This window comes from Vibrio rotiferianus CAIM 577 = LMG 21460, from assembly GCF_002741985.1.
GTDB lineage: Bacteria > Pseudomonadota > Gammaproteobacteria > Enterobacterales > Vibrionaceae > Vibrio > Vibrio rotiferianus.
Map to the genome: position 1 here is coordinate 1 of NZ_APHW01000105.1, position 23,154 is coordinate 23,154.

General features: G+C 45.8%; 19 protein-coding genes and 1 pseudogene. 8 read left to right on the plus strand and 12 right to left on the minus strand.

The window, feature by feature from the left end; all coding sequences use genetic code 11:
• The 5 genes from B853_RS21085 to B853_RS21105 form a co-directional block, all read right to left on the minus strand.
• Positions 1 to 229: transposase domain-containing protein (locus B853_RS21085; RefSeq protein WP_211285389.1), on the minus strand; the 229-nt coding region annotated here is incomplete at its 3' end.
• 121 nt (positions 230 to 350) lie between these two features.
• Positions 351 to 1,448: an ABC transporter permease gene (locus B853_RS21090; protein WP_081641227.1), complete on the minus strand. Its 1,098-nt coding sequence runs from the start codon at positions 1,446 to 1,448 to the stop codon at positions 351 to 353.
• Entirely contained in the window at positions 1,448 to 2,374 is a 927-nt protein-coding gene (locus B853_RS21095; RefSeq protein ID WP_038886231.1) for an ABC transporter ATP-binding protein, read from the minus strand. Before B853_RS21095 ends, B853_RS21090 begins: the two co-directional genes overlap by 1 nt.
• A gap of 4 nt (positions 2,375 to 2,378) precedes the next feature.
• The gene (locus B853_RS21100) at positions 2,379 to 3,329 is read right to left on the minus strand and encodes an HlyD family secretion protein (protein ID WP_373854522.1); all 951 of its coding nucleotides are present in this window, start codon (positions 3,327 to 3,329) and stop codon (positions 2,379 to 2,381) included.
• A 339-nt stretch (positions 3,330 to 3,668) separates the two neighbouring features.
• Positions 3,669 to 5,300 carry a methyl-accepting chemotaxis protein gene (locus tag B853_RS21105; protein WP_038886228.1) on the minus strand — a complete coding sequence of 544 codons (1,632 nt, stop codon included), beginning with the start codon at positions 5,298 to 5,300 and terminating at the stop codon, positions 3,669 to 3,671.
• Positions 5,301 to 5,657: 357 nt separating this feature from the next.
• On the opposite strand from B853_RS21105, the gene B853_RS21110 reads away from it, so the two are divergent.
• Positions 5,658 to 6,698: a lactonase family protein gene (locus B853_RS21110; RefSeq protein WP_038886226.1), complete on the plus strand. Its 1,041-nt coding sequence runs from the start codon at positions 5,658 to 5,660 to the stop codon at positions 6,696 to 6,698.
• A gap of 80 nt (positions 6,699 to 6,778) precedes the next feature.
• On the opposite strand, the gene B853_RS21115 is transcribed toward B853_RS21110, so the two are convergent.
• Both B853_RS21115 and norR read right to left on the minus strand, forming a co-directional pair.
• Positions 6,779 to 7,426: an HAD family hydrolase gene (locus B853_RS21115; RefSeq protein WP_010452773.1), complete on the minus strand. Its 648-nt coding sequence runs from the start codon at positions 7,424 to 7,426 to the stop codon at positions 6,779 to 6,781.
• An 86-nt stretch (positions 7,427 to 7,512) separates the two neighbouring features.
• Positions 7,513 to 9,045, minus strand: coding sequence for a nitric oxide reductase transcriptional regulator NorR (gene norR / locus B853_RS21120; protein ID WP_038886225.1), 1,533 nt, complete (start codon positions 9,043 to 9,045; stop codon positions 7,513 to 7,515).
• Positions 9,046 to 9,235: 190 nt separating this feature from the next.
• Here norR and norV point away from each other — a divergent pair, with 190 nt between their 5' ends.
• From norV to B853_RS21135, 3 genes are read left to right on the plus strand one after another with little or no spacing between them, the layout of a single operon-like run.
• The gene (norV, locus tag B853_RS21125) at positions 9,236 to 10,723 is read left to right on the plus strand and encodes an anaerobic nitric oxide reductase flavorubredoxin (protein ID WP_128827006.1); all 1,488 of its coding nucleotides are present in this window, start codon (positions 9,236 to 9,238) and stop codon (positions 10,721 to 10,723) included.
• 10 nt (positions 10,724 to 10,733) lie between these two features.
• Positions 10,734 to 11,882, plus strand: coding sequence for an NADH:flavorubredoxin reductase NorW (gene norW / locus B853_RS21130; RefSeq protein WP_038885487.1), 1,149 nt, complete (start codon positions 10,734 to 10,736; stop codon positions 11,880 to 11,882).
• A gap of 42 nt (positions 11,883 to 11,924) precedes the next feature.
• The gene (locus tag B853_RS21135) at positions 11,925 to 12,263 is read left to right on the plus strand and encodes a TehB family protein (RefSeq protein WP_038885486.1); all 339 of its coding nucleotides are present in this window, start codon (positions 11,925 to 11,927) and stop codon (positions 12,261 to 12,263) included.
• Positions 12,264 to 12,997: 734 nt separating this feature from the next.
• On the opposite strand, the gene B853_RS21145 is transcribed toward B853_RS21135, so the two are convergent.
• The 3 genes from B853_RS21145 to B853_RS21155 all read right to left on the minus strand — a co-directional run bounded on the left by B853_RS21145 (position 12,998) and on the right by B853_RS21155 (position 17,338).
• A complete protein-coding gene (locus tag B853_RS21145) occupies positions 12,998 to 13,933 on the minus strand; it encodes an ADP-ribosylglycohydrolase family protein (RefSeq protein ID WP_038885485.1) in 936 nt (311 codons plus the stop codon).
• A gap of 186 nt (positions 13,934 to 14,119) precedes the next feature.
• Positions 14,120 to 15,352 carry a mannose-6-phosphate isomerase, class I gene (gene manA, locus B853_RS21150; RefSeq protein ID WP_038885484.1) on the minus strand — a complete coding sequence of 411 codons (1,233 nt, stop codon included), beginning with the start codon at positions 15,350 to 15,352 and terminating at the stop codon, positions 14,120 to 14,122.
• A gap of 78 nt (positions 15,353 to 15,430) precedes the next feature.
• On the minus strand, positions 15,431 to 17,338 hold the full coding sequence (locus tag B853_RS21155) for a PTS fructose transporter subunit IIABC (protein ID WP_038885482.1): 1,908 nt from the start codon (positions 17,336 to 17,338) through the stop codon (positions 15,431 to 15,433).
• Between the two features lie 382 nt (positions 17,339 to 17,720).
• On the opposite strand from B853_RS21155, the gene B853_RS21160 reads away from it, so the two are divergent.
• The gene (locus B853_RS21160) at positions 17,721 to 18,563 is read left to right on the plus strand and encodes a helix-turn-helix transcriptional regulator (protein WP_005451367.1); all 843 of its coding nucleotides are present in this window, start codon (positions 17,721 to 17,723) and stop codon (positions 18,561 to 18,563) included.
• 11 nt (positions 18,564 to 18,574) lie between these two features.
• On the opposite strand, the gene B853_RS21165 is transcribed toward B853_RS21160, so the two are convergent.
• Positions 18,575 to 19,351 (minus strand): PTS sugar transporter subunit IIA, encoded by a 777-nt coding sequence (locus tag B853_RS21165; RefSeq protein ID WP_038885481.1) that lies wholly within the window; start codon positions 19,349 to 19,351, stop codon positions 18,575 to 18,577.
• Between the two features lie 12 nt (positions 19,352 to 19,363).
• Positions 19,364 to 19,663, minus strand: a complete 300-nt coding sequence (locus B853_RS21170) for a PTS fructose transporter subunit IIB (protein WP_005432059.1) — start codon at positions 19,661 to 19,663, stop codon at positions 19,364 to 19,366.
• 234 nt (positions 19,664 to 19,897) lie between these two features.
• Between B853_RS21170 and B853_RS21175 the strand changes: the two genes are divergently transcribed.
• From B853_RS21175 to B853_RS21185, 3 genes and pseudogenes are all read left to right on the plus strand, one after another.
• Positions 19,898 to 21,769, plus strand: a complete 1,872-nt coding sequence (locus tag B853_RS21175) for a fructose-specific PTS transporter subunit EIIC (protein WP_038885480.1) — start codon at positions 19,898 to 19,900, stop codon at positions 21,767 to 21,769.
• Between the two features lie 72 nt (positions 21,770 to 21,841).
• Positions 21,842 to 22,084: pseudogene (locus B853_RS21180) on the plus strand (DoxX family protein); the annotation flags it as partial.
• Positions 22,085 to 22,200: 116 nt separating this feature from the next.
• Positions 22,201 to 23,079: an NAD(P)-dependent oxidoreductase gene (locus B853_RS21185; protein ID WP_010452745.1), complete on the plus strand. Its 879-nt coding sequence runs from the start codon at positions 22,201 to 22,203 to the stop codon at positions 23,077 to 23,079.
• Positions 23,080 to 23,154 lie beyond the last annotated feature (75 nt).

Consider the following 23,154-nt stretch of genomic DNA (forward strand, 5'->3'; position numbering starts at 1 on the left):
AATCAAGAGAACTACACACTTCCTTAATTGATTTATTCCGTTGCAGTCCCATCCAAATAACAAGCCAAACCGCTTGTTGCGCTGGTAAACGTCGTCGCCTAATACTTGCTTTAGATGTATCAAGCAAAGCTTGCTCTATCCATTCAAGTTGAATGGCATTAACTACAGACTCGTAGTTTTTACCATCCTCTATTGTTTCATGAGCCAAAACCAACTCTTGAGCAAACATAAAAAATCCCCACTAACGTTGTTAGTGGGGATTATCATACGATCCCAAGATCATTCAAGTCTCTAAACCGATCAGCATTACTCCAAATTTGGAGGCGTTTTTAGTTCTGGAACCTGGTAGGTTAATCGAGTGACTTCTTGAAGCGAAGTGAAGCAACAAAGAGACCGATAACGGTAAACCCAAGCAGCCAAAGCGTATCTCGCCAAAGCTCCATCAAATCTGCCCCACGTAACACCACACCGCGAATGATGCGCATAAAGTGAGTCGCTGGGAGCGCTTCGGATATCCATTGTGCTGCAACGGGCATCCCCTCATAGGGGAACATAAATCCTGATAGCAAAATGGATGGCAGCAGAATAAACACTGTCATTTGCATCGCTTGAAGCTGTGTAGTGGCGATGGTTGAGATCACCAGACCTAGGGTTAGACTCGCGGCGATAAATAGTAGAGTTCCGAACAAGATCTGACTAATGGCACCGTTTATCGGCACGCCAAATATCCAGTGACCTAGACCAAGAATGATGAACACCTGAATTAAACCAACGAAGATGTAGGGAATGATCTTTGCCACCATGAGTTCAATGGAATGGATTGGCGTCGTAATCAGTAGCTCCAAATTGCCTCGCTCCCGCTCTCGAACAATGGCTGCACTGGTGAACAAAATCATCGTCATGGTCAGGATTACACCTAATAAACCGGGAACAATGTTCACCGCTGAGCGGCGACTCGGGTTGTAATACAGCGCAACTTCAAAGGTTTTGGTTGGAGCTGGGCGTATCTCAAAATCAAAGTCCGTCAACGGCATGGTTTGCAGAGAAAGAATCGCAGAGCTGATCATGGTGTCTGAACCGTCCACAATCCACTGCCCAAGCTCTCTACCTTGCACCATACGTTGGGTTAAATCGCTAGGCAGAATCAAAGCCGCACGAACAACACCATCCTGAATGGCTTGTTCTGCTTGCTCTGCGGTAGCGAAGGTTTCTACCACATCGACCACTTGAGTCACTTTGACGGATTCGGTGATCACGCGCCCGGCGGTACTGCCACTTTGATCGACGACACCAACGGGAATGTTGCGAATATCGGTATTAATGGCAAAGCCGAACAGCAAAAGCTGAATCAGCGGGATCATCACGACCATGCCAAAGGTAATGCGGTCGCGTGAAAGCTGGCGGATCTCTTTGATCATCACCGCTTTCATACGGGCAATAGATTTCATCATTGGCGACCTTCTCCCGTAACACTGACAAACACATCTTCCAAGCTAGGACGAGCAATGTTCATCTCGCAGCCTTCAAGCTCGGGAAAGGTATGGGTTAACCATTCTATCGGTTGTTCGATGCGCTGGTGGATTAAAATGCGCAATCGGATTCCTAGCTGTGCGGCTGAGCGCACCTCTTCACGTTGAAGGACTTTCTCTTTCAGCTCGCGTAAGTTATCCGCTTTTACTTCAACGATGTTCACGCCCATTTGTGCCATGAGTTCTTCAGGCTCACCATCGGCGCGGATTTCACCCGCTTCCATAATCGCAAGACGATGGCAGCGCTCTGCTTCATCCATGTAGTGCGTTGTGACCAAAATCGTCGTGCCTTGGTCAGAGAGGTCAAACAACTGCTCCCAGAAATCGCGTCGGTTCTCTGGATCTACCGCAGATGTGGGTTCATCGAGAAACAACAGTTCTGGTTTGTGCATGGTCGCTGCGGCGAGAGATAAGCGTTGCTTCTGGCCGCCACTCATTCCACCGACGCGCTGTTGACGCAGTTGGTCGAGTCCGTAGGTGGATAGCTGTTCTTCGATGCGAGCTTTCAGCGCCTTGGTTTCCATACCAAAGATTTGTCCAATAAACTCAAGATTCTCTTGAACGGTCAGATCATCATAGAGGGAGAACTTTTGTGTCATGTAACCTATCTTAAGGCGCAGAAGCTCAGATTGTTTTGGGATCTCCAGTCCTAGTACATCCACATTGCCCTCGCTTGGGCTGAGTAGGCCTGTTAACACACGAATGGTTGTCGATTTACCGCAACCATTGGGACCAAGAAAGCCATAAATACTGCCTTTGGGCACATTAAGCGTGATGTTGTTGATGGCAGTGAAGTCACCAAACTTTTTCACTACGTTTTCAGCTTTTATCGCGTATTCGGTCATTGGCTTACTCCACCAAATCCACTTGCGCTGGAATACCTGAAGGCAAGGATTGTGCGGAGTCTTGAAGGTCGACTTCTGCTAAGTACATCAAACGGGAGCGCTCTTCCTCAGTGAGCGCGAAATAAGGCGTGAATGAAGGCTCAGTCGCAACCCAACGAACGGTGCCGCTATATGGTTGCTCAACGCCATCTACATGCACGTTAACCGTTTTACCCGGAACAAAGTCGACTCGATAGTTAGCAGGAACGTAAACGCGGGCGTATGGGACACGGCTTGCTTGAATTACGGCAACAATACCGTTTACAGGAACGCGCTCACCAAGATTAAAGGGCAAGTTATCAAGTAGGCCATCACGCGTGGCGGTGATGGTCAATTCCGCTAGCTTTTGTGCTTGCAGAGCGACGTCTGCTTTCGCTGCCATGAGTGCGGCTTTCGCTTGCTCAATATCCTCAAGACGCGAGCCGGCGGTGAGTTTACTGAATTCCTCTTGTGAGGAGTCAAGTTCAGCGCGTGCTGAGTCTCTTGCTGCTAAGGCGGTGTCTTTTTCAGATTGACTGATGAGTTTCTTGCGAACCAGCTCCGCTTTGCGTTGGTAGTTCTTTTGCGCTTCTATCAATTGAGCTTCGGCTCTGGCAACGCGAGCTTGAGAGGCTGCGATGTCTTCTGGTCGTTCACCATTGGTCAATTTCAAAAGGTAAGCGTCCGCTTTGGCTTGTTCGGCGACTGCGTGAGCTAAAACCGCTTCTTGGTTCTTAGTATCGAGCTGAACCAGTACTTCACCCTCAGTCACTTGGCTGCCTTCCTTGATGGGTAGGGCGCGGATTATTTCACTAGAGGTTGCGGTAAAGGTTACGCGGTCACGTTCTAGTGTGCCAAGGGCTTGCTGTCCGTCATCTTTGGAACAGGCAGTTAAAAGAGTAAGGGCCAAGGAGCCCAGAATAATTCGCTTCATCATGCGACGCTTCCTCTAAGAAGGTGAGCTCGAGTTCGTATCAAGCTATAGAAGAGTGTGGGACGGTATTCAGTGTAACGTGAGTCAGTTTTGTCCGGCTAGGAAGATAATTCCTTCAATATTCATCAATTGATTAATTATCGGAATTGGCTTCACTATTGAATGCGTTTCTAAGAATATTCTTATTCAAATATAGTGGCTTAGCTTAAATAAGGTAGCGTTAGAGAGGATTAGTTGGAGAATCGAGATCGGGATCCGATTTTCGGTTTAACAAGCAAATAAAAAGCCCGGAGGGGGAACATCGGGCTTTTGAGATAAGTTTATCAGGGAGATAAACTAGGGTTACGCAGTTTTGAATTGGCCAACGATTTCTTGTAGACCAACCGCAAGTTCACTTAGGTCTTGGCAAGCAATTGCAGTCTGGCGAGAGCCTGTCGCCACTTCACTGGAGAACTGATTTATGTGCTCAACATTACGATGCAGTTCTTCTGTTACAGAACTTTGCTCACTGCATGCACTTGCGATTTGAATACTCTTCTCGGCAATGTTGTCTGCACTTTGCTCGATCTGACCGATGGTAGTGCCAGCTTTTTGGGCTTGTTCGACACAGATTTGAATTAAATCGCTGCTGTTCGTGGTTGCCGATACTGCACTTTTCGAGCAATTTTGCAGCTTACTAATGATGGCTACGATTTCCTCTGTCGATGATTGGGTACGACTTGCAAGGGTTCGTACTTCATCGGCAACCACCGCAAAGCCTCTGCCTTGTTCACCAGCTCGTGCTGCTTCAATTGCTGCGTTTAAAGCAAGCAGGTTGGTTTGTTCAGCGATATCCTGAATAACATCAACTACAACGCTGATGTTGGAGGCGTCATGCTCAAGTTCGGTCACCATGGTGCCAACAGACTGAATGGCCACAGATGCTTCTTGAATCTGATCGATACATACTTGAACGACTTCTAAACCCTGTTTAGCGTCGTTTGAAGCGCCATTCGCTGTTTCCGAGGCAGCTTCTGTATTATTGGCTACTTCATTGACCGTGGCTTGCATTTCATTCATTGCAGTAGCAATTAAGTTCAGTTGCTGTTGCTGCTCATCCATGCCCGAAGAGGTTTGTTCTGAAATAGCGCTAACTTCTTCCGTCGCGGTACTTACCTGAGCCGTTGTTGAAGCAATACTGTCGACAAGACTAAGAAGCTTTGCTTGCATGTCCACACACGCATCAGCCAATAGACCTAATTCATCATTGCCGATTTGATCACGAGGTAATTGATAAGTCAGATCACCTGATGCAATTTTTGATGCCATTTCAACAACATAATTAAGTGGTGTGCAGATTTGTTTGGTTAAGTACATGCCTGCAATAAACATTAAAACTAACAAACCAACAATTGCAGCAATGCTGTATTTGATTGCGTTGGCGACAACAATATGCGCACCGTTAATGTCTTCAGAAATATAGGTTTGGTTTAATTCAACAAGCCCACGAATTGCTTGCGATAACTCATTGAACGTAGAGAAACCATTGAGGAGAATTCTATTAGCTTCGTCTATGTTATCATTCAACAATAATTGTGCATAATTATTGTTGAATGCGCGATATCTTATCCAAGCATCTTTAACTTTATTAAAGGCATTATGATCTCGTTGGTCCCATAAGCCTTTTTCATATTCATCTAAATACTGGTCGATTTTTTTCTCTGTGTCTTCCAAACCTTTTACCCAGCTTTGAAATTCAGGGTGATCAACGTTTGTAAGTAAAGAAAACTCATCTTTTCTAAGAATGCCAAGTTCAATCTCGGTATTCTTTACTAGAATAACACTTGGTACTGTTGTTTCTGAAAATACAACCAACTTGCCTTCAATTGTTTGTATTTGAGAAGCAAAAAAGAATGACAGCGCTATAACTGAGAATGCAATAACTAAAATCAGCGCTCCGATTTTTTTTCTAACACTTAAATTGGATAAATTCATAATTCCACTGAATGTATAGGTTGTAAAAGATCGGATTCTAATTCTTGTAATAATAATATTGTGTGATGGGTGTCTCGAAATTTTTTAATGCGCTGTAAAATAAGTTGGTTATCAAGTTATTGATATTTAGTTATTTTAGTTGAAGTGGTATGTATATATAAATAATAAACTCAATTATTATTTAGGTAAATAGTTATTTTAGAGTTTATTAATGTAAGGTGGTTAACTATGAAATGCTAGAGATTTATTCCCCCTTGTTTATTGTCACATTTCGCCATGAAACCAAAACTATGGCCTTGTAGTCCTCACGAAGAGTAGGCAAAGTCACCTCTTTAGTCCCTCTTAGGTTTAGTTTTCATGGAAGTTAGCAACAGCTTACGTTTTTTTGTTGGCACATACACAGATTCCTTGAGTAAAGGAATTGAGTCTATTTCATTAGATACAGCGACTGGTCAACTATCGAGTCACCCAGCTCTGTTGAATACTTCTAACCCTTCATATCTGCACCTGACCAAAAATGGTCTATATAGTTTTAATGAAGTGGAAGAAGCAGAAGGCTGCGAGCTTATTTTTTTGAACAAGCAGCAAACCCATTATATTGATATCAATGGCGACTATCCTTGTCACTTAGACTCTGACAGTTCAGAGAGTTTGCTTGCCGTAGCTAATTATGGGTCAGGGAATGTGAGCGTTTACCAACTTGATAGTGAGGGTAAACCATTCTACCTGATAGCAAACTTATTCAACGAAGGCTGTGGCCCAAATTTACAGCGACAAACTTCACCGCACGCGCATCAAGTCAAGTTTTTGTGTCAGAGTTCCGAGTTATGGGTTGTCGATCTTGGCGCTGATCGTGTGTACATCTATGGCTATGCGGATAGTCAATTTGAGTTATGCCAATCAATAGAATTGCCTGCGGGCGCAGGGCCTCGACATTTAGTATTGAATAAGAACGAAGACATTGCTTACATCGTTTGCGAGCTGTCTGAAACACTCGTTACGCTAACAAAACAGGCTAATGAATGGTGTATTGAACATGAATGTGATCTTTTAAATGATAGCGAGAAAGGAGAGGCGGCGGCTGCGATTAAGCTTTCTTCATGTGAGCAATTCTTATACGTATCGTGTCGGCACCAAAATAGAATTGTGCTATTCGATGTGAAGAGTGGGCAACCAGAAAGAATCCATGATATTGATTGTGGCGGGGCGTTTCCCCGAGATTTCACGATCAGCTCTGATGGTAAGTGGTTAATTGTTGCAAATCAGCATTCAAATAATATTGTTAGTTTCCAACGTGATGAACAGAGTGGGATGTTTAAGCCAACAGGGTTTGAAATTGAAATAGGCTCGCCAGTTTGTATCCTTGAGAGCAATACGAAAGATACCCAAGCTTTCTAAAATTGTTTGGATAACTGTTGTTCACAAAAAACGCTCCGAAAGTCGGAGCGTTTTTAGTCGGTTAGATGAGTGGTCATTGGTTATGCCAGTTTTAACTCAGCTAATACGTGATGCAGTGAAGGGACAATCGCATGACCAAACCCGCGGACTTCGTCACAAGGCTCGACGAGGTCTGGAATCTGAAATGTAATCATCTTAGCTGAGACTGCAGAACGAACACCATTATTGGAGTCTTCAAAGGCTAAGCACTTCGTTGGGTCAACATTTAAGCGGCTTGCTGCAAGTAAGTAGATTTCTGGATCCGGTTTTCCGTGCGTGACCTCACAACCTGTAGTTAGGTTGTCAAAGTATTTACTTAGGCCAGCCAGTTCCAGTTTTTTCTTCGCAACTTCATTAGCTGTTGATGTCGCTACTGCAGTCGGGATGCCATTCTTTTTCAACCATTCCAGTAATTCTATGACCCCTTGCTTTACTGGGATGGCTTGGTGTTGTACTACTGCGTTGTAGCGAGTGCGCCACTCCTTGTGCAGACGATCAAGGTCTTCGCCATAAGCTTTACGGAAAATTACCTCGATTCCAGCCGCGTTGCGACCAATGATGGAGAGGTAGACGTCTTCATGAAATGGTAGGTTCTGAACTTCACACGCTTGTTTAAAAATGCGCATGCAAACTCGCTCAGTATCGAGTAGTAGACCATCCATGTCGAATATAGCAGCTTGGTAATTCATCACTTTACGACTTGTCGGTTGAGATAGTGTATTTTGACATAAGCTAACGGAATTTTCTTTGGTTATTCTATTTACTTACTTGCTTTTTACTTTATACCCAAACGCTTCGCTAATCGGTGTAAGTTGCCGTTGTCCAGTTCCAACTGACGTGCCGTTGCAGCCCAGTTACCTTGGTTCTCTTCCAGTGCTCGAACAATCATTGCTTTCTGGAATGAGTCTGTGGCTTCTTTCAATCCGCCTTCTGGCAGCTCTAGCCCTGAGTTTTGCTCCGTTTCCTCGACGTATTTGCTGTTCTGATTTGGTGTTCGGATGTCAAAATCTTGCTCAACTAACTCAATGTTCATAGCGTGAGTACGTGCTTTTGCCAAAACACCAGCACGTTTAATGACATGTTCAAGTTCTCGTACGTTGCCAGGCCATGAATAGTCTTTGAGTGCCTGCACCAAAGTGGGAGACAAACGAATGCTGTTCAGTCCTAGTTTGCTTCTTAAATGTTCGGCAAAAAAGCCTGCTAGTAACACCACATCGTCTTCACGTTCACGAAGAGGTGGAACATGAAGCGGGAAGACGCTTAAACGATGATACAAGTCGGCTCGGAAACGGCCTGCCGTGACTTCCTCATGTAAAACACGGTTGGTCGCAGCGACAATGCGCGTGTTGACTCGGATATGGCGGTCATCACCTACGCGTTGGATGTCGCCATATTGCAGGGCGCGAAGTAACTTGGCTTGCAGCTCTAACGACAGTTCGCCGACTTCATCCAAAAACAGTGTGCCGCCATCGGCTTGTTCGAATTTGCCTTTTCGATTGCTGATGGCCCCAGTAAACGCGCCTTTTATGTGCCCAAATAGCTCACTTTCAGCAACCGATTCTGGTAACGCTGCACAGTTTAGGTAAACCAAAGTGTTACCAGAGCGACTGGATCGATGATGAATAGCATTAGCGACTAACTCTTTACCCACTCCTGTCTCGCCCGTAATCAGCACGGACAATTCAGTATCGGCGACTGCATCAATCTGCTCTTGAAGATTTTTCATGCCTTGAGAATGACCAATGATTTCATTGCTCAGGGTGCGTTTCTCAGCGTAAGAATCACGTGGCAAGCTCGCTTGTGTTTCTAATTGCTCTAGCAGGAGTGCAGTGTGTAAGCCACCTGCTGCCAATGCACTGACAAAGCGTAATTCTTGATTGCGCAGCCCATCAAATTGATTGGGGTCGAAGGCATCGATCGTTATTGCGCCAATCAATTGATCGTCGATCAGCAAAGGTAAGCCAATACACGAATGGACATGGAGTTTGTCTTCGTGGTTTGGGATCAAGCCATCATAAGGATCAGGTAAGTCGCTGTCAGAGGGAAAGCGCACGATGTCGCCAGCTCGGGCAATGGCTTCTAATCTTGGATGCTGCTCAATGGAGAAACGGCGTCCAAGCACTTCTTTCGCCAATCCATTGATCGCTAGAGGTTTAAAGTGCTGGTCTTCATACAAAAGAAGGGCAGAAGAGTCACACTTCAATACCTCTCGAATCGTGGTTAATAACGTATCAAAGCGAGCCTGTTGAGTGAGCGCCGAGTTAAGGTCTTGCGTGATGTGTAGCCATTGCGCGATTAAAGAAGTCATAGCCAATACCGATTGTGTCAATATGACTATTGTAGTGTCTTAATGACAATTTTCAACTGTGTCTAAATGACAGTTGTTAAAGTTGGGTTTGAATTAAAGCATTGAAATATATAGCAATTAAAAGTTGGCACGCCCAGTGCAATACAAGAAGAAATTATTTTTGTTTATCCCGTCATTCAAGGTAGTAATTATGACAATTCACGTAAAAAACAACATTCACTGGGTAGGTCAACGCGATTGGGAAGTTCAAGACTTCCACGGTACAGAATACAAAATGACAAAAGGTACCAGCTACAACAGTTATCTAATTCGTGAAGAAAAAACCGTACTGATTGATACGGTCGATCATCGATTCAGTCAACAATTCATCCAAAATTTAGAAATGGAAATCGACCTTAAGTCTATCGACTTTATCGTAGTAAACCATGCTGAAGAAGATCACTCAGGCGCATTATCGGCTTTGATGGAGAAGATTCCGAACACGCCAATTTACTGTACAGAAGCGGCGATTGATTCGATTGTGGGTCATCACCACCATCCTGAGTGGAACTTCAAAACCGTAAAAACGGGCGACAGCATCGATATTGGTAACGGTAAGCAATTGGTGTTCGTGGAAGCGCCGATGCTGCATTGGCCAGACAGCATGATGACATACCTAACTGGCGATGCGGTGTTATTCAGTAATGATGCATTTGGTCAGCATTACTGCGATGAACGCTTATTCAATGATGAAGTGGATCAAAATGAGTTGATGGAACAGTGTTTGCGTTACTACTCAAACATCCTAACGCCATTCAGCAGTTTGGTAACCGCCAAAATCAAAGAAGTGCTGAGCTTCAATTTGCCTGTCGACATGATCGCAACGTCACACGGCATTGTATGGCGCGATAATCCAGTTCAAATCATCGAGCAATACTTAGCATGGGCAGACAATTATCAAGAAGATCGCATTACGATTTTCTACGATTCTATGTCAAACAACACCCGAATGATGGCTGATGCAATCGCGCAGGGTATTCACGATGTCGATCCTGGCGTGGCGGTTAAAGTCTTCAATGTCTCTAAACATGATAAGAATGAAATTCTCGCCAATGTGTTCCGCTCAAAAGGCATCTTGGTTGGTTCTTCTACCATGAACAACGTCATGATGCCGAAAATCGCAGGCATGCTAGAAGAAATTACCGGTCTGCGCTTTAAGGCGAAGAAGGCCGCTGCATTCGGTAGCTACGGTTGGAACGGTGGTGCGGTGGATCGTATCCATGCTCGATTGACCGACGCAGGCTTTGAAACCGCAGTGAGCTTGAAAACCAAATGGCGACCAGATGGTAAAGCGATGCGTGAGTGCCGTGAACATGGTCAGAACATCGCGAAATTGTGGGCAAAGCATGACCTGACAAGTTCTGTTATTTCTCCGGCACCACAAGTTCAATCACAACCCGCTGCGCCAGCGACAACACAGGCGGTAGTAGATGCTGCTCCTAGCAATCCTAGTACTGAGGCGCATCCCGCAGATTGTCAATGCATGGTTTGCACCGTTTGTAATTGGGTATACGACCCAGCTAAAGGCGAGCCTAATCAAGGCGTTGAACCTGGCACGGCATGGTCTGAAGTGCCAGATTACTTCTTGTGCCCAGAATGCCACTTGGGTAAAGACGTCTTTGTCGAATACAACGGGTAAGGGGGCGAATATGCAAGCACCTATTGTGATTATTGGTAGCGGCTTTGCGGCTTACCAATTGGTGAAAACAGTGCGTCGAATGGACGCACATATTCCGCTGCAAGTGTTTACTGCTGATGATGGCGCGGAATACAACAAGCCCGATTTGAGTCATGTATTCAGTAACAAACAAACGGCCCAAGACTTAGTGGTTAGAAGTGGTGAGGCGTTTGCACAGGAACACAACATCGAACTGTTCGCACATACCATGATTGAGCATGTCGACGTGCAAGCTCAGCAAGTGGTAGCCAATGGCCAAGTCTATCCTTACTCCAAGCTGGTGTTTGCGACAGGCGCGAAAGCCTTTGTGCCGCCAATATCTGGTGAGGCAGCACCTGAGGTGATAACGCTGAACTCGCTACAAGAATATCAATTAGCGGAAGAGCAAATCAGCCGTGCGGAACGAATTCTAGTAATGGGTGGTGGTTTGATCGGCGTCGAGATCGCCATGGATCTCGCAACCAGTGGTAAAGCGGTTACGGTGGTTGAGCCAAATTCCCGTTTGCTCGCTAACTTGATTCCTGAATTCGTTGCATTGCCGCTGGAGAACCAACTTAAGCAGCAAGGTATTCAACTTGCCTTGGAGACTGGGGTTGTTGCGATCAATCGTTTAGATGATTCGCTGGTGGCGAGTTTGAACAAAGGTAAAGCAATCGAAGCCGATGTAGTGATTTCAGCGGCGGGTTTACGTGCTAACACTTGGTTAGCGAAGGCTTGTGGGGTGAGCGTGAACAGAGGCATCGAGGTAGATGCCCGATTACAGACATCAGCAGCCAATGTGTTCGCATTAGGCGATTGTGCTGAAATCCAGGGTCGAATGATGCCTTATCTCCAACCGATCGTGCTAAGTGCCAGTGCTTTGGGCAAACAGCTACTAGGGCAAGAAGCAGAGTTGAAACTACCGCCTATGATGGTAAAGGTGAAAACGCCGAGCTACCCAATTCAATTGGCAGGCGATTTTAGTTCGGTGACGAATTGGAGTGTGCAGATTTCTCAAACTGGCATTGCCGCGAAAGCACAAGATGAAAATAGCCGACTCATGGGCTTCGTCGTGACGGGAGAACAAGTTACGCAAGCATTTCCACTACTTCGAGAGTTGTCTCAAGCCGGTCAGGCTTAACCGATTTTAACGAAAAGAATTGTAATTAGAGAGGGTATCATTATGTCGCATTTACGAATTCCTAAAGACTGGACCGTTCAACGTTCAACGCCTTTCTTCACTAAAGAGAATGTACCACCAGCGCTACTGACTCATCACAATACTGCTGAGGGTGTATTTGGACAGCTGTGCGTCATGGAAGGGCAAGTGACTTACTACGGCTTTGCTGATGAACATGCTACAGAAGCAGAAGTGATGGTGGTGATTAATGCAGGCCAGTTTGCTACCAGCCCTCCACAATATTGGCACTGTATTGAGATGAGTGATGATGCTCAGTTCAACATCAATTTTTGGTCGAATAAAGACAAGAGTGGACAAGCGATGTTCCACACGAAGAAATAATGCATACAGAAGTTAGGGTCTGTTGATCTTTCGCGGTTAAATTTTGTTCGAGATAAAATCGTTTTAGGTGAGGCAAGGAGTGTGTCGCCTAGTCATTCTAAGCAAATACTCCTTAACAAAGCATAAAACGATTTTAGCCGAACCCTTTGGGCAGCGTTTGTTGGTCATTTCTACTGCGTTATCGACTTCTCATGTAGGCTAGCTACATAGCAAAGTCTCTGCCTTGTATAAATATCCAACAATTCGCTGCAAAAATCAGCTCGAAAGGTCAACAGACCCTAATACAGCGCTAATGTGTCGGGAAGAAGCGTGTTCTATCAAGCTTAATCATTAAGCGTAGGTAAAAGGGCAGAGATTCGTCTCTGCTCTTTATTTGTTTCTGAGGTAGGGGCTTTAAGTCATTCATGAGTTTATTTTGTGACTATTATCACTAAGCAATCGCTACTCACCAATGAAATAAGTGTTATGTTATAACGTAATTTGTCGGCCGTTCGAGCTAGCTAAAACAGCGTATCTCTCAACATAGAGGCTGTTGGGAACGGTTAAAGAGTAAAAGTGATTTTAGGTTTGTTGCTTGTGCCGGGCTATTAATATCCGTTTAGAGAGATGGAGGGGTCCGATCGATTTTTCCGGAATATTTACTGGTCTAGCAACCTTATCCAAAGCGATATCAATATTGATATCGCTTTTTTCTGTCTTCAGGGAATCGTGTGTTAATAAGTGTTTCTTTGCATCTATAAACACTGCAATAAACGACGAGGAAGCGATGTTTTATCCATCCAGTGATTTGGAATCGACATTGGTGTGTCGTAGTAACTTGCACCAAGAATGGCACCGAGCGGAATAGCCCGCCCACTTGAGTCGCCGCCACAGTAAATATTCTCACGCATGGTGGTTTCGTAACTTTCGGAATTCATCAACAAATGACAAATCACCACAAACGAAGCGTCTAAACCGCAATGCATCCCAATCGACTCCGCAACGCTGGTGGCGGTTCTGCCGCTCATCGCTTCTGCACGTTGAATGTCGTTGGCAATCGTCGGAGAAACCGTCTGAGCTGCCATCACACACGCTTTGGGCGCAGCGCCTTGCAACGCCATCTGAATCATCACTGCGACAGCTTGGGCATACATAACTGCGGTGTCGTTGTTATTGGTAACCCGCACCGCGGAATCAACCAGTTTAGCGAGTTTGTCATCATCGGAATGAAAAGCCACCAACGGCGGAATCTTAGATAATGCAGGGTTTTGTGTGTCGTCAGCCCCACATAGGGTCACACGCAGCTCTTTGGCTTCCAACTCATGAATGTTGAGCATTGTTTGCTTAGTCGGTTTGTCTGTATAACCCTGCCATTTACCACCAAAATCAAACCATTCTCGAAAGGAGCGAATGTAACGCGCCTCGTCGTAGTGTCCGGTTTGAACTAGAGCGTCTAACATGGCAACAAGCTGTGCGCCATAGTGGGTGAGGTCACCGACTTGCTTGCTACCGTGGGCAAAATAACCTTTGTCATGGTATTCAGTTCGGTTAGGTTGATGAAATTCCGGATGCGGAGAACCAAACTGCCTGATGAGCTCTTGATCGTAAAGCCAATGAAATCCGAGAGATGCTGCATCACCGACGAGTGCGCCGATAATGGCATGAAGAGAGCGAGCGTTTCTATGAGTCATCTTGCCACCTTTATCAACAGGGCTACTCAATAAGTCTTACACAGTTTCTTGGTTTTGTAGGTAAATTTTTCTGTTTTGTATCAAGACTATAGTGCTTAATTAACCATTGCTTTACTAGGGTTAAAAGCAAAACGCCCCGCGAGTGGCGAGGCGTTGGTTTTAGTGGCGTACTATCAATAATAAAGATTAGCTGTAAGCGCGTGCGACACGACCTTCACAATCCAAAGTGACCTGTTTTGCGTAAGCCGGAATGAAAACTGATAGTCCTTTTTCAACTACGCATGTTTCGCCGTTAGCGTGAGTCAGCACAAGTTTGGTATCCAGAGGCATAAGGATCTCAGCGGTTTGAACTTCTAGAGTGCGCTGGTGAGCTTGCTTAACGATGGCGAATTTGAAATCGTCGACAGGAATTGGGTATTCCAACATATCGTCGATTTCATTCGGTGCGAGCAATAGGCTGTCGAATGGCTTCTCGTTGAAGCGTGTACATGCAACGAGCTCTTTCACGTCCATGTATTTTGGTGTCAGACCCGCGCGCAGTACGTTGTCTGAGTTCGCCATGATCTCAAGACCTGTACCTTTTAAGTAAGCGTGTGGCGTTTCTGCATCTAAGAACATGGCATCGCCCGGTTGTAGGGTAATCACATTAAGCATCAGTGGTGCAAATAAACCAATATCGCCAGGGTATTGCTTCTCTAGTTCAAGAATCAGGTTGAACAGAGGTAAGTCGGTGATGCGAGCTTGAGCCAATAGCACCGTCAACGCCATCTCTTTCTGTTCGCCCTCTAGTGACAGTAGACCCGAGAAGAAGGTTGCTAAGCCCGTTGGCGTTTGGTTTGCGATAAGGTCATCCACCAAGCCTTGCAGCTCAGGAATCGTCAGCTCAGAGAAGAAGCTGATGATTTCACTGGTTGGGCGGAAGCCATTCATCGCTTGGTATTCGGTTAGCGCGTAAACCAATTCAGGTTTGTGGTTTGGATCTTTGTAGTTACGGTTTGCAGCGGTTAGAGGAATGCCTTGTTTTTCTTCCAGTGCAAAACCCAATTCTGCTTGTTGTTTGTTTGGGTGAACCTGAATCGACAGCGCTTTCTCAGCAGCAAGCACTTTAAACAGGTATGGAAGTTCACCAAAACGGTTTGTGACTTCTTCACTCAGAAAGGCATTCATGTCTTGAGCAATCAGTGAAGACAGTTTGGTCTCCTCACCGTTTACCATCACCAATGAGCAACCGTTCGGATGCGCGCCCATCCATACTTCTGCTTGTGGTTCGTCCGTTGGGTTTTCAATGCCAAACAGTTGGTTAACAGAAGTAGTACTGCCCCAAGCGTAGTTTTGAATCACGTTGTTCATCAGGAAAAACATCGGATGCTTAGCTTGAGTTTGAATCGTTTGTGTATCGGACATCGTTAAATCAGACATAGAGTGTCACCATGAGAGAAAATCATGCTTGGGCGACATTGCCCAAGCCATAGGAGCCATTTGGGGGGGGAGGGGAAATTAAGCGGCTGCTTGCATCATTTTTGCTTTGCGAACTTTCTTCAGAGTTACACACGTTACTGCGGTAACCACTGCGCCAGCTGCCATACAAATCAGAGCAAGTACTGGGTGGTTCATTGCGCCAAGTAGAGCGACAACTGGACCGCCGTGAGCAACACTGTTGGTAATGCCGAATGAGAACGCCATTACTGCCGCCACCATTGAGCCAAGTACGTTTGCAGGAATCACTGACATTGGATCTTGCGCTGCGAATGGAATCGCACCTTCAGAGATACCAACTAGACCCATTGCGCCTGCTGCTTTACCCGCTTCGGTTTCTGATTCTTCGAACAGGTCGAACTTACGACCCAGTGCCGTTGCCAGTGCCATACCTAGAGGTGCAACTGGGATTGCACACGCCATCGCACCCATAAATTGAGTTTGACCGCTCGCAATCATGCCCACAGAGAATAGGAATGCGACCTTGTTGAATGGACCACCCATATCGAAGCCAGCCATACCACCAAGTACGATACCTAGTAGAACGACGTTACCTGTGCTCATACTCGTTAGTAGCGCAGTCAGACCGTCCATTAGACTTGCGATTGGCGCGCCGATAACGAAGATGAAAAGACCAGCGATGAATAGCGAACCTGTGATTGGCGCAATCATGATTGGCACCAAAGGTTGAATGAACTTGTGGTAGTTAATCGACGTAATCCACTTCACGAAGTAACCCACAAGCAGACCTGCGATGATGGCACCGATAAAGCCTGTACCTGCTTCTGCGCCGTAGAAAGAACCGTTGTTTGCAATCCAACCACCGATTAAACCAGGAGCTAGAGCAGGGCGGTCAGCAATCGCGTAAGCAATGTAACCCGCTAGGATTGGGATCATCAGCGTAAAGGCAACTACACCGACGTTGAGGATTTGGTTCCACATGCTGCCTTCAGGAATAGCCATACCGGCTTCACTTGGCTGCCCACCAACTGCAAGAGCAAGTGCAATCAACAGACCACCCGTTACAACGAATGGGATCATGTGTGATACGCCGTTCATCAAGTAGCGGTATAGGTCCGAGCGAGCCTGAGAGGCTTTGTTGGCAACAGAAGTTTGCGCATTGCTGCTTGCATCTGCTTGGTATTCTGGAGCGCTTAACGCTTCGTTAATCAGACCTTGAGCATCGCGAATAGGGGCTTTTACGTTGGTTTTTACCACGCGTTTGCCCGCAAAGCGGTTCATGTCGACTTGCTTGTCACATGCCACGATGATTGCGTCTGCTCGTTCGATTTCTTCTGCGGTTGGGCTGTTTTTGACACCGATTGAACCATTCGTTTCAACCTTGATTTCGTAACCCATCGCCGCTGCACCTTTCTCGAGCGCTTCTGCCGCTAGGTAAGTGTGCGCAACGCCTGCAGGACAACCAGTAACACCAATGATGAAACCTTGGTTTGCTGGTGCGTCTGCCACTGCTTGCGGCTCTTCTTTAGCAAGCAGCAGTGCCAGTGCGTCTTGGCTGTTTGCTGCACCTAAAAATGCATCAATGAAACCATCTTCAATCAGTTTTGAAGACAGCTCTGCGAGAACTTCGATATGGTGGTTATCGCCACCGTCTGGAGAAGCGATCATGAAGAACAGTTGTGAAGGCAAACCGTCTTCTGCACCGTATTCGATACCTGATTTGCTTACGCCGATCACAACCGCTGGTTCTATGACTGCTGCACTTTTTGCGTGTGGGATAGCAACGCCATCTTCAAATCCGGTATTACCTAATTCTTCACGTGCTTTTATATCTGTTAGAAATTGCTCTTGGTCTGAAATACGACCTTGGGCGTGTAGAACTGCAACCAGTTCTTTAAATACGTCTTCTTTTGAAGTTGCTTGAAGATCAAGCTTAATCAAGTCTTCATTTATTAGTTTGGTGATCATTGTCGAACCCCTATAAATATAATTTTTATTTCAGGGGTATTTTGAAATTAACCAAGCGGAGACAGTAGTGAAGAAAAAATGCATTTACTGGACGATTGTAACCGCCCGACTAGAGTGTGATGTAGATCGTCTACTGGATAAGCTTACTGCATATCTGTGACATTATGTGGAAGTCGATGAACCATAAGTGAAATGTGTTATTGCTCCCATATATAAGGCTTTAAGAGCTTTCTTGATGATTTACTAGACTGGATAATTGATGCGTTAACTGGATTTTTGTAACCTTAAAATGGAAGTGTGATTTTGCTCAATAGCACAAAAATCCAGTAGGGTGTATATCTATAGGTATAGCATCATGGATGCGTGTTTAAGAGTACGTAAAATGATTTTTCATGATTTGATTTCATCAGTATTAAACGAGCGAGAACCATTTCACAATATATGGTTTGCTGGTGATTTTCATACACCACCTGAATTTAGCTATCAGGTTAACTTCCCTCGATTAGAATTAGTCTTGTCTGGTGAATATATTAATGAAATGGAAAGTCATGATCGCAAAGTGACGCATATTGTGGCGAAAACCGGTGATGCGATATTTATTCCACCTAACTGTTGGAATAAACCTGACTGGGATACAGATTGCTCGGTATTAAGTATTCTCTTTGGTCGCCGTCAATTGGGTTTGAGTCTTGTGTCCAAACGTAAAGGGGAAGCGAGCTTTTACGATATCCAAAAGCACAGTATTCAAACTCGTTCTGGATTTGCGATTGATAATATCTTGGAAGCGCTGAGTTCATTGGCTCGTGAGTGCAATAAAAAGCCAATGGATGAGTTGTTGCTGCAAGCCTTGTTGCAATACGCTAAGTCGATGTTAGATGCGCCTATTGAGACGCAGGCGCACAGCCGAGTGCAAGATCTGTATCAGGGCATTTGTATCTATATCCAAGAGAACTTCCACCGCCCAATCACACGTGACAGTATTGCGTCGAGGTTCAGCATCTCTTCTAACCATTTGTCGCGTTTGTTCCGTCAGCAAGGTCACATGACGTTAGCCGATTACATTACGTGGGTACGGGTAGACCGTGCGAAGTTTATGCTCAAGAAATACAACTTTAAGTTGAATGAGGTATCGGTGCGCTGTGGATTCAAAGATGTGAACTACTTCTGCCGAGTATTTAAGAACCGAACGGGCAGAACGCCGACGGAATATCGCGGTTCAATCTAGGACGGAAATCATTAAGCAAGCAGCCTCGACATGGCGTACATCAGAAGCGCCTGTAAGTCGACGCTGCTTTTTGTTAGCAGTAAACGCTCCGCCATTTGGTCAGTGAGCAGGTTGCGGGTTAGGTTGGTGGCGGCGATGATTTGTTCTCGAGTGGGCTTAGCTGGCATCACCAGTGCTATGGCGAGATGAACTTCACCCATTTTGGACGCCCAATCCATTGGGATTTCGTTGGCGATAACCGCGATGGAAATGTGTTCTACACCTTCGAACATCACATGGGGTAGGGCAATACCCGGAGTTACGGCAGTTGAAGAGCGTTCTTCGCGTTTGATAAAGGCGAGAATGAGTTCGTCTGGGTGAATCGGATGAATAAGCTGAGCTAGCCCTTTCAAGCACTCAAATTTGGTGAGCTCGGTGTGTGCTTTGGCGTAATGCCATTGGATTTCACACGGCGGACAAATTTGCGGAAGTCGCCCGGCAAGTTGGCTTGAGAACTCGTAATTGATGTGGGAACCCACAACAGTAAAGTTTTCGGCGATGATGTCTTTGATAACGAAACAGGCAAGCTCGGCGTCAATACCGATGGCAGTGATTTGGCACAGGTCGCCTTGTTGCAAGCCGACCTGTAAAACCGCGACTGACTTGGTAAGTTCAGCGATGCGGTTTTGGGTTATGTTGATGATGTGTAAGGTGCTTTTGAACTTTTTGGCGACGCGATTGAGGGGCTGTGCGATATGAGCACTAGCATTAATATCATCGACAAAAAAGGTAATCTGGTATTCGTTCATCTGCAAAGAGTATCATCGACAGTGTACAAGGAACACCTTATCAACATTAAGTAGCACGTCTTCAATTGGGATTTGGATTTTGTTAGTGCCTTCAAAGCGAGCTGGCTGTTCAATCTCGATATCGGACACAATTAAGACACGATCCGCTTGTGCAATGTCATGGGGAGTGAGCTGATTCTCAATACCCATCGCACCTTGCGTTTCGACCTTAATTTGTACGTTATGCTTAGGCGCAGCTTTCATAAGAGCATCTGCTGCCATATAGGTATGAGCGATGCCTGTAGGGCACGCTGTCACCGCTACGATTTTCATGTTCTATCCACTTTATATTTTTGTGGATATTAGCATAGTGGTCGTCGAAAAGATGGATTTAAAGCAGATAATCACAAGAGCTCTATCACAGTTTAAATCTCATGTTACATTAATCCAGTTAATGCACTTTTTGTCCTGTATTGAAAAGGACGAGTGTTGGTTACTCTGTACGCAGTCATAGATGGACAAATTTAACTCATGACTCACGAGCGTGAACATTGCAAGGTACAAACAATGGACATATTAAACCTTATTGAGCCAGAAACCATTTGCTTGGATTTGCAGGCTCAAACCAAAGATGAAGCGCTCAAAGAGCTCGTCGAATTGTTGGACGCGGCGGGCAAGCTCACTAGCAAAAGTCAGTTCTTGGCGGACATTTGGAAACGAGAAGAGATTGGCAATACCGGCTTTGACGAGGGTATTGCCATTCCTCACGCCAAAAGTAATGCGGTCGCTAAACCCGCAGTCGCAGTGGGCATCAGCCGAAAAGGTATTGATTACGGCGCTGATGATGGCGAACTGTCTGACGTATTTTTCATGCTGGCTTCTCCGGATGGGGATGATCACCACCACATTGAAGTCTTGGCACAAATCTCCACAAAAATCATTGAAGATGGTTTCGTCAAGAAGTTAAAAGCAGCGGAGTCAGTGGATGAAGCTCGCGAGCTACTCACTGATATTCAATCGAATGCGAATGACTCAGGGTTAGACCCTTTGGAGTTTGCGCCTGAGCCTCTTAGTCCTTGGGCGCAAAAGCTGAGTAGAATGAAAGAGCACTTGCTGTTCGGTACTTCTCACATGATCCCGTTTATTGTCGCGGGCGGCGTGTTGCTGTCTCTTTCTGTGATGATTTCAGGCCATGGCGGCGTTCCAAAAGAAGGTATTTTGGCAGATATTGCTGAGATGGGTATCGCAGGTTTGACGCTGTTTACCGCGGTGTTAGGCGGTTACATTGCCTATTCGATTGCGGATAAGCCAGGGCTTGCTCCGGGCATGATTGGCTCATGGATTGCGGTTAGTCACTACAACACCGGCTTCTTGGGAGCAATTGTGGTCGGATTTTTCGCCGGCTTTGTGGTTTGGTTGCTGAAGAAGATTCAATTGCCGGACAGCATGAGTTCGCTCGGCTCGATCTTTATCTACCCACTGGTTGGAACGTTTGTCACCTGTGGTGCAGTGATGTGGGTGATCGGCTCACCGATCGCCAGCGCAATGACGACCATGAACGATGTGCTCACGGGTATGGCGGGCTCAGGCAAAGTGATGTTGGGCACCGTACTGGGTGCAATGACTGCGTTTGACATGGGCGGCCCCATCAACAAAGTGGCGACTTTGTTTGCTCAGACTCAGGTGAATACTCAGCCGTGGCTGATGGGTGGTGTCGGTATTGCAATTTGTACCCCGCCTCTGGGCATGGCGTTAGCGACTTTCCTATCGCCAAGTAAATTTAAACGTGATGAGCGTGAGGCGGGTAAAGCGGCGGGCATCATGGGCATGATTGGCATCAGTGAAGGGGCGATTCCGTTTGCTGCTGGTGACCCAGCTCGCGTCCTGCCTGCGATTGTTGCTGGGGGCATTGTCGGTAACGTGATTGGATTTATGTTCCATGTGATTAACCATGCTCCGTGGGGCGGCTGGATTGTACTGCCAGTCGTTGACGGCAAGATTGGCTACATAGTTGGCACAATCGCAGGCTCGTTTACCACAGCATTGATTGTTATTGCACTTAAGAAGACAGTCACAGAAGACGATAGTCCGGTTGGTCAATCTCAAGCTTACACGTCTGTGCAAGGCGAGGGCGAAGCAGACATTCTTGCCGTGACGTCTTGCCCGTCTGGTGTCGCGCACACCTTCTTAGCGGCGAAGTCATTAGAGAAAGCTGCCTGTGCGTTAGGCATTAAGATCAAGGTCGAAACGCAAGGAGCGAACGGTATCATCAACCGCATCACTGACAAAGATATCGCTAAGGCGAAGTTTGTTATTTTCGCTCACGATGTAGCCATCAAAGAGCCAGAACGATTCAGAAAAATGAAGGTGTTGGATGTCAGCACTAAAGACGCGATGCTCAATGCCGCAGCACTGTTACAGGCGAAAAGAATCCCTTAGGTATATAGCCCCCGGCTATCTGCTAGTTAGCTCCATCCCTTTGATGGAGCTTTTTTTATCGCTGAGAAAAGTGCCGCTATGTTTTTGGTTGGACTGGTTGAGGTAACGGGTGCAATTTTGATGTTAATTGGCTTGTTATCGACGAACAACTTGTTAAGTGCGATAGGTGCAAGTTTTATTGTTTTCACCTCAGTTGGTGCGATGTTTTTCCATTTTCGTTTTGATACTTGGAAAGATGCGATTCCGTCAATTGTGACGCTTTTATTATCACTTTTGGTGGCTTCGCCTTTGATTGAGTTTGTTGCGCTTATTTAAGACGAAATTATTGCAAGTAATGTTCTGAAATCTTTAGTAACATGTTTCAAATATTAACTGTTTCAAATAGTAATAGTTTCAAAACGTAACGTATTTCGAATTCAAGGAGGCTTGCAATGGAAAAACTAAGAGTAGCATTTATTGGTCTGGGTGTGATGGGATACCCAATGGCTGGTTACCTAAGTAAAGCGGGCTTTGAAACCAAAGTATACAACCGCACAAAAGCGAAAGCCGACAAATGGGCTGAAGAATACCAAGGCGTAGCTTGTGAAACACCACGTGAAGCAGCAGAAGGCTGTGACATCGTTTTTACCTGTGTGGGTAATGATGATGACGTTCGTAGCGTTGTTTACGGTGAAGAAGGCATTCTGGTCGGCTTGAAAGCGGATGCAGTGTTAGTGGACCATACAACGACTTCTGCAGACCTAGCGGTTGAGCTGGCTGAAGCGTGTGTTAAGTACGGCAATCACTTCATTGATGCGCCAGTTTCTGGTGGTCAAGCGGGTGCAGAAAATGGTGTACTAACCATCATGTGTGGTGGTGAACAAAGCATTTTTGACCGTGTCTCTCCAGCGATGGATGTGTACGCGAAGCAGATGACGCTACTGGGTGAAAACGGTCAGGGCCAACGTTGTAAGATGGTAAACCAAATCTGTATTGGTGGCGTTTTACAAGGTCTGAGTGAAGCTTTGCTGCTAGCACAAAAATCAGGTTTGGACATCGCTCAAGTTGTAGAAACGTTGAAGCATGGCGCTGCAGGTTCATGGCAGATGGAAAACCGCGCAAATACGATGGCGGAAGATAAGTTCGATTTTGGCTTCGCTATTGATTGGATGCGCAAAGACTTGGGTTTCTGTCTGCAAGAAGCAGAGCGAGTGGGTCTAGAACTTCCACTGACTAAGAAAGTGGATGAGCAATACGCAGACCTTCAACGAGATGGTTTGGGTCGCATGGATACATCAGTACTGATTAAAGCGGTAGCTAAAAATCAGTAGTTGATGAATCAGTAATAGATAAACAGTTCTTTGGTATCAAAGAGCTTAAAGAAATCTAAGTTAATCATAATGAAT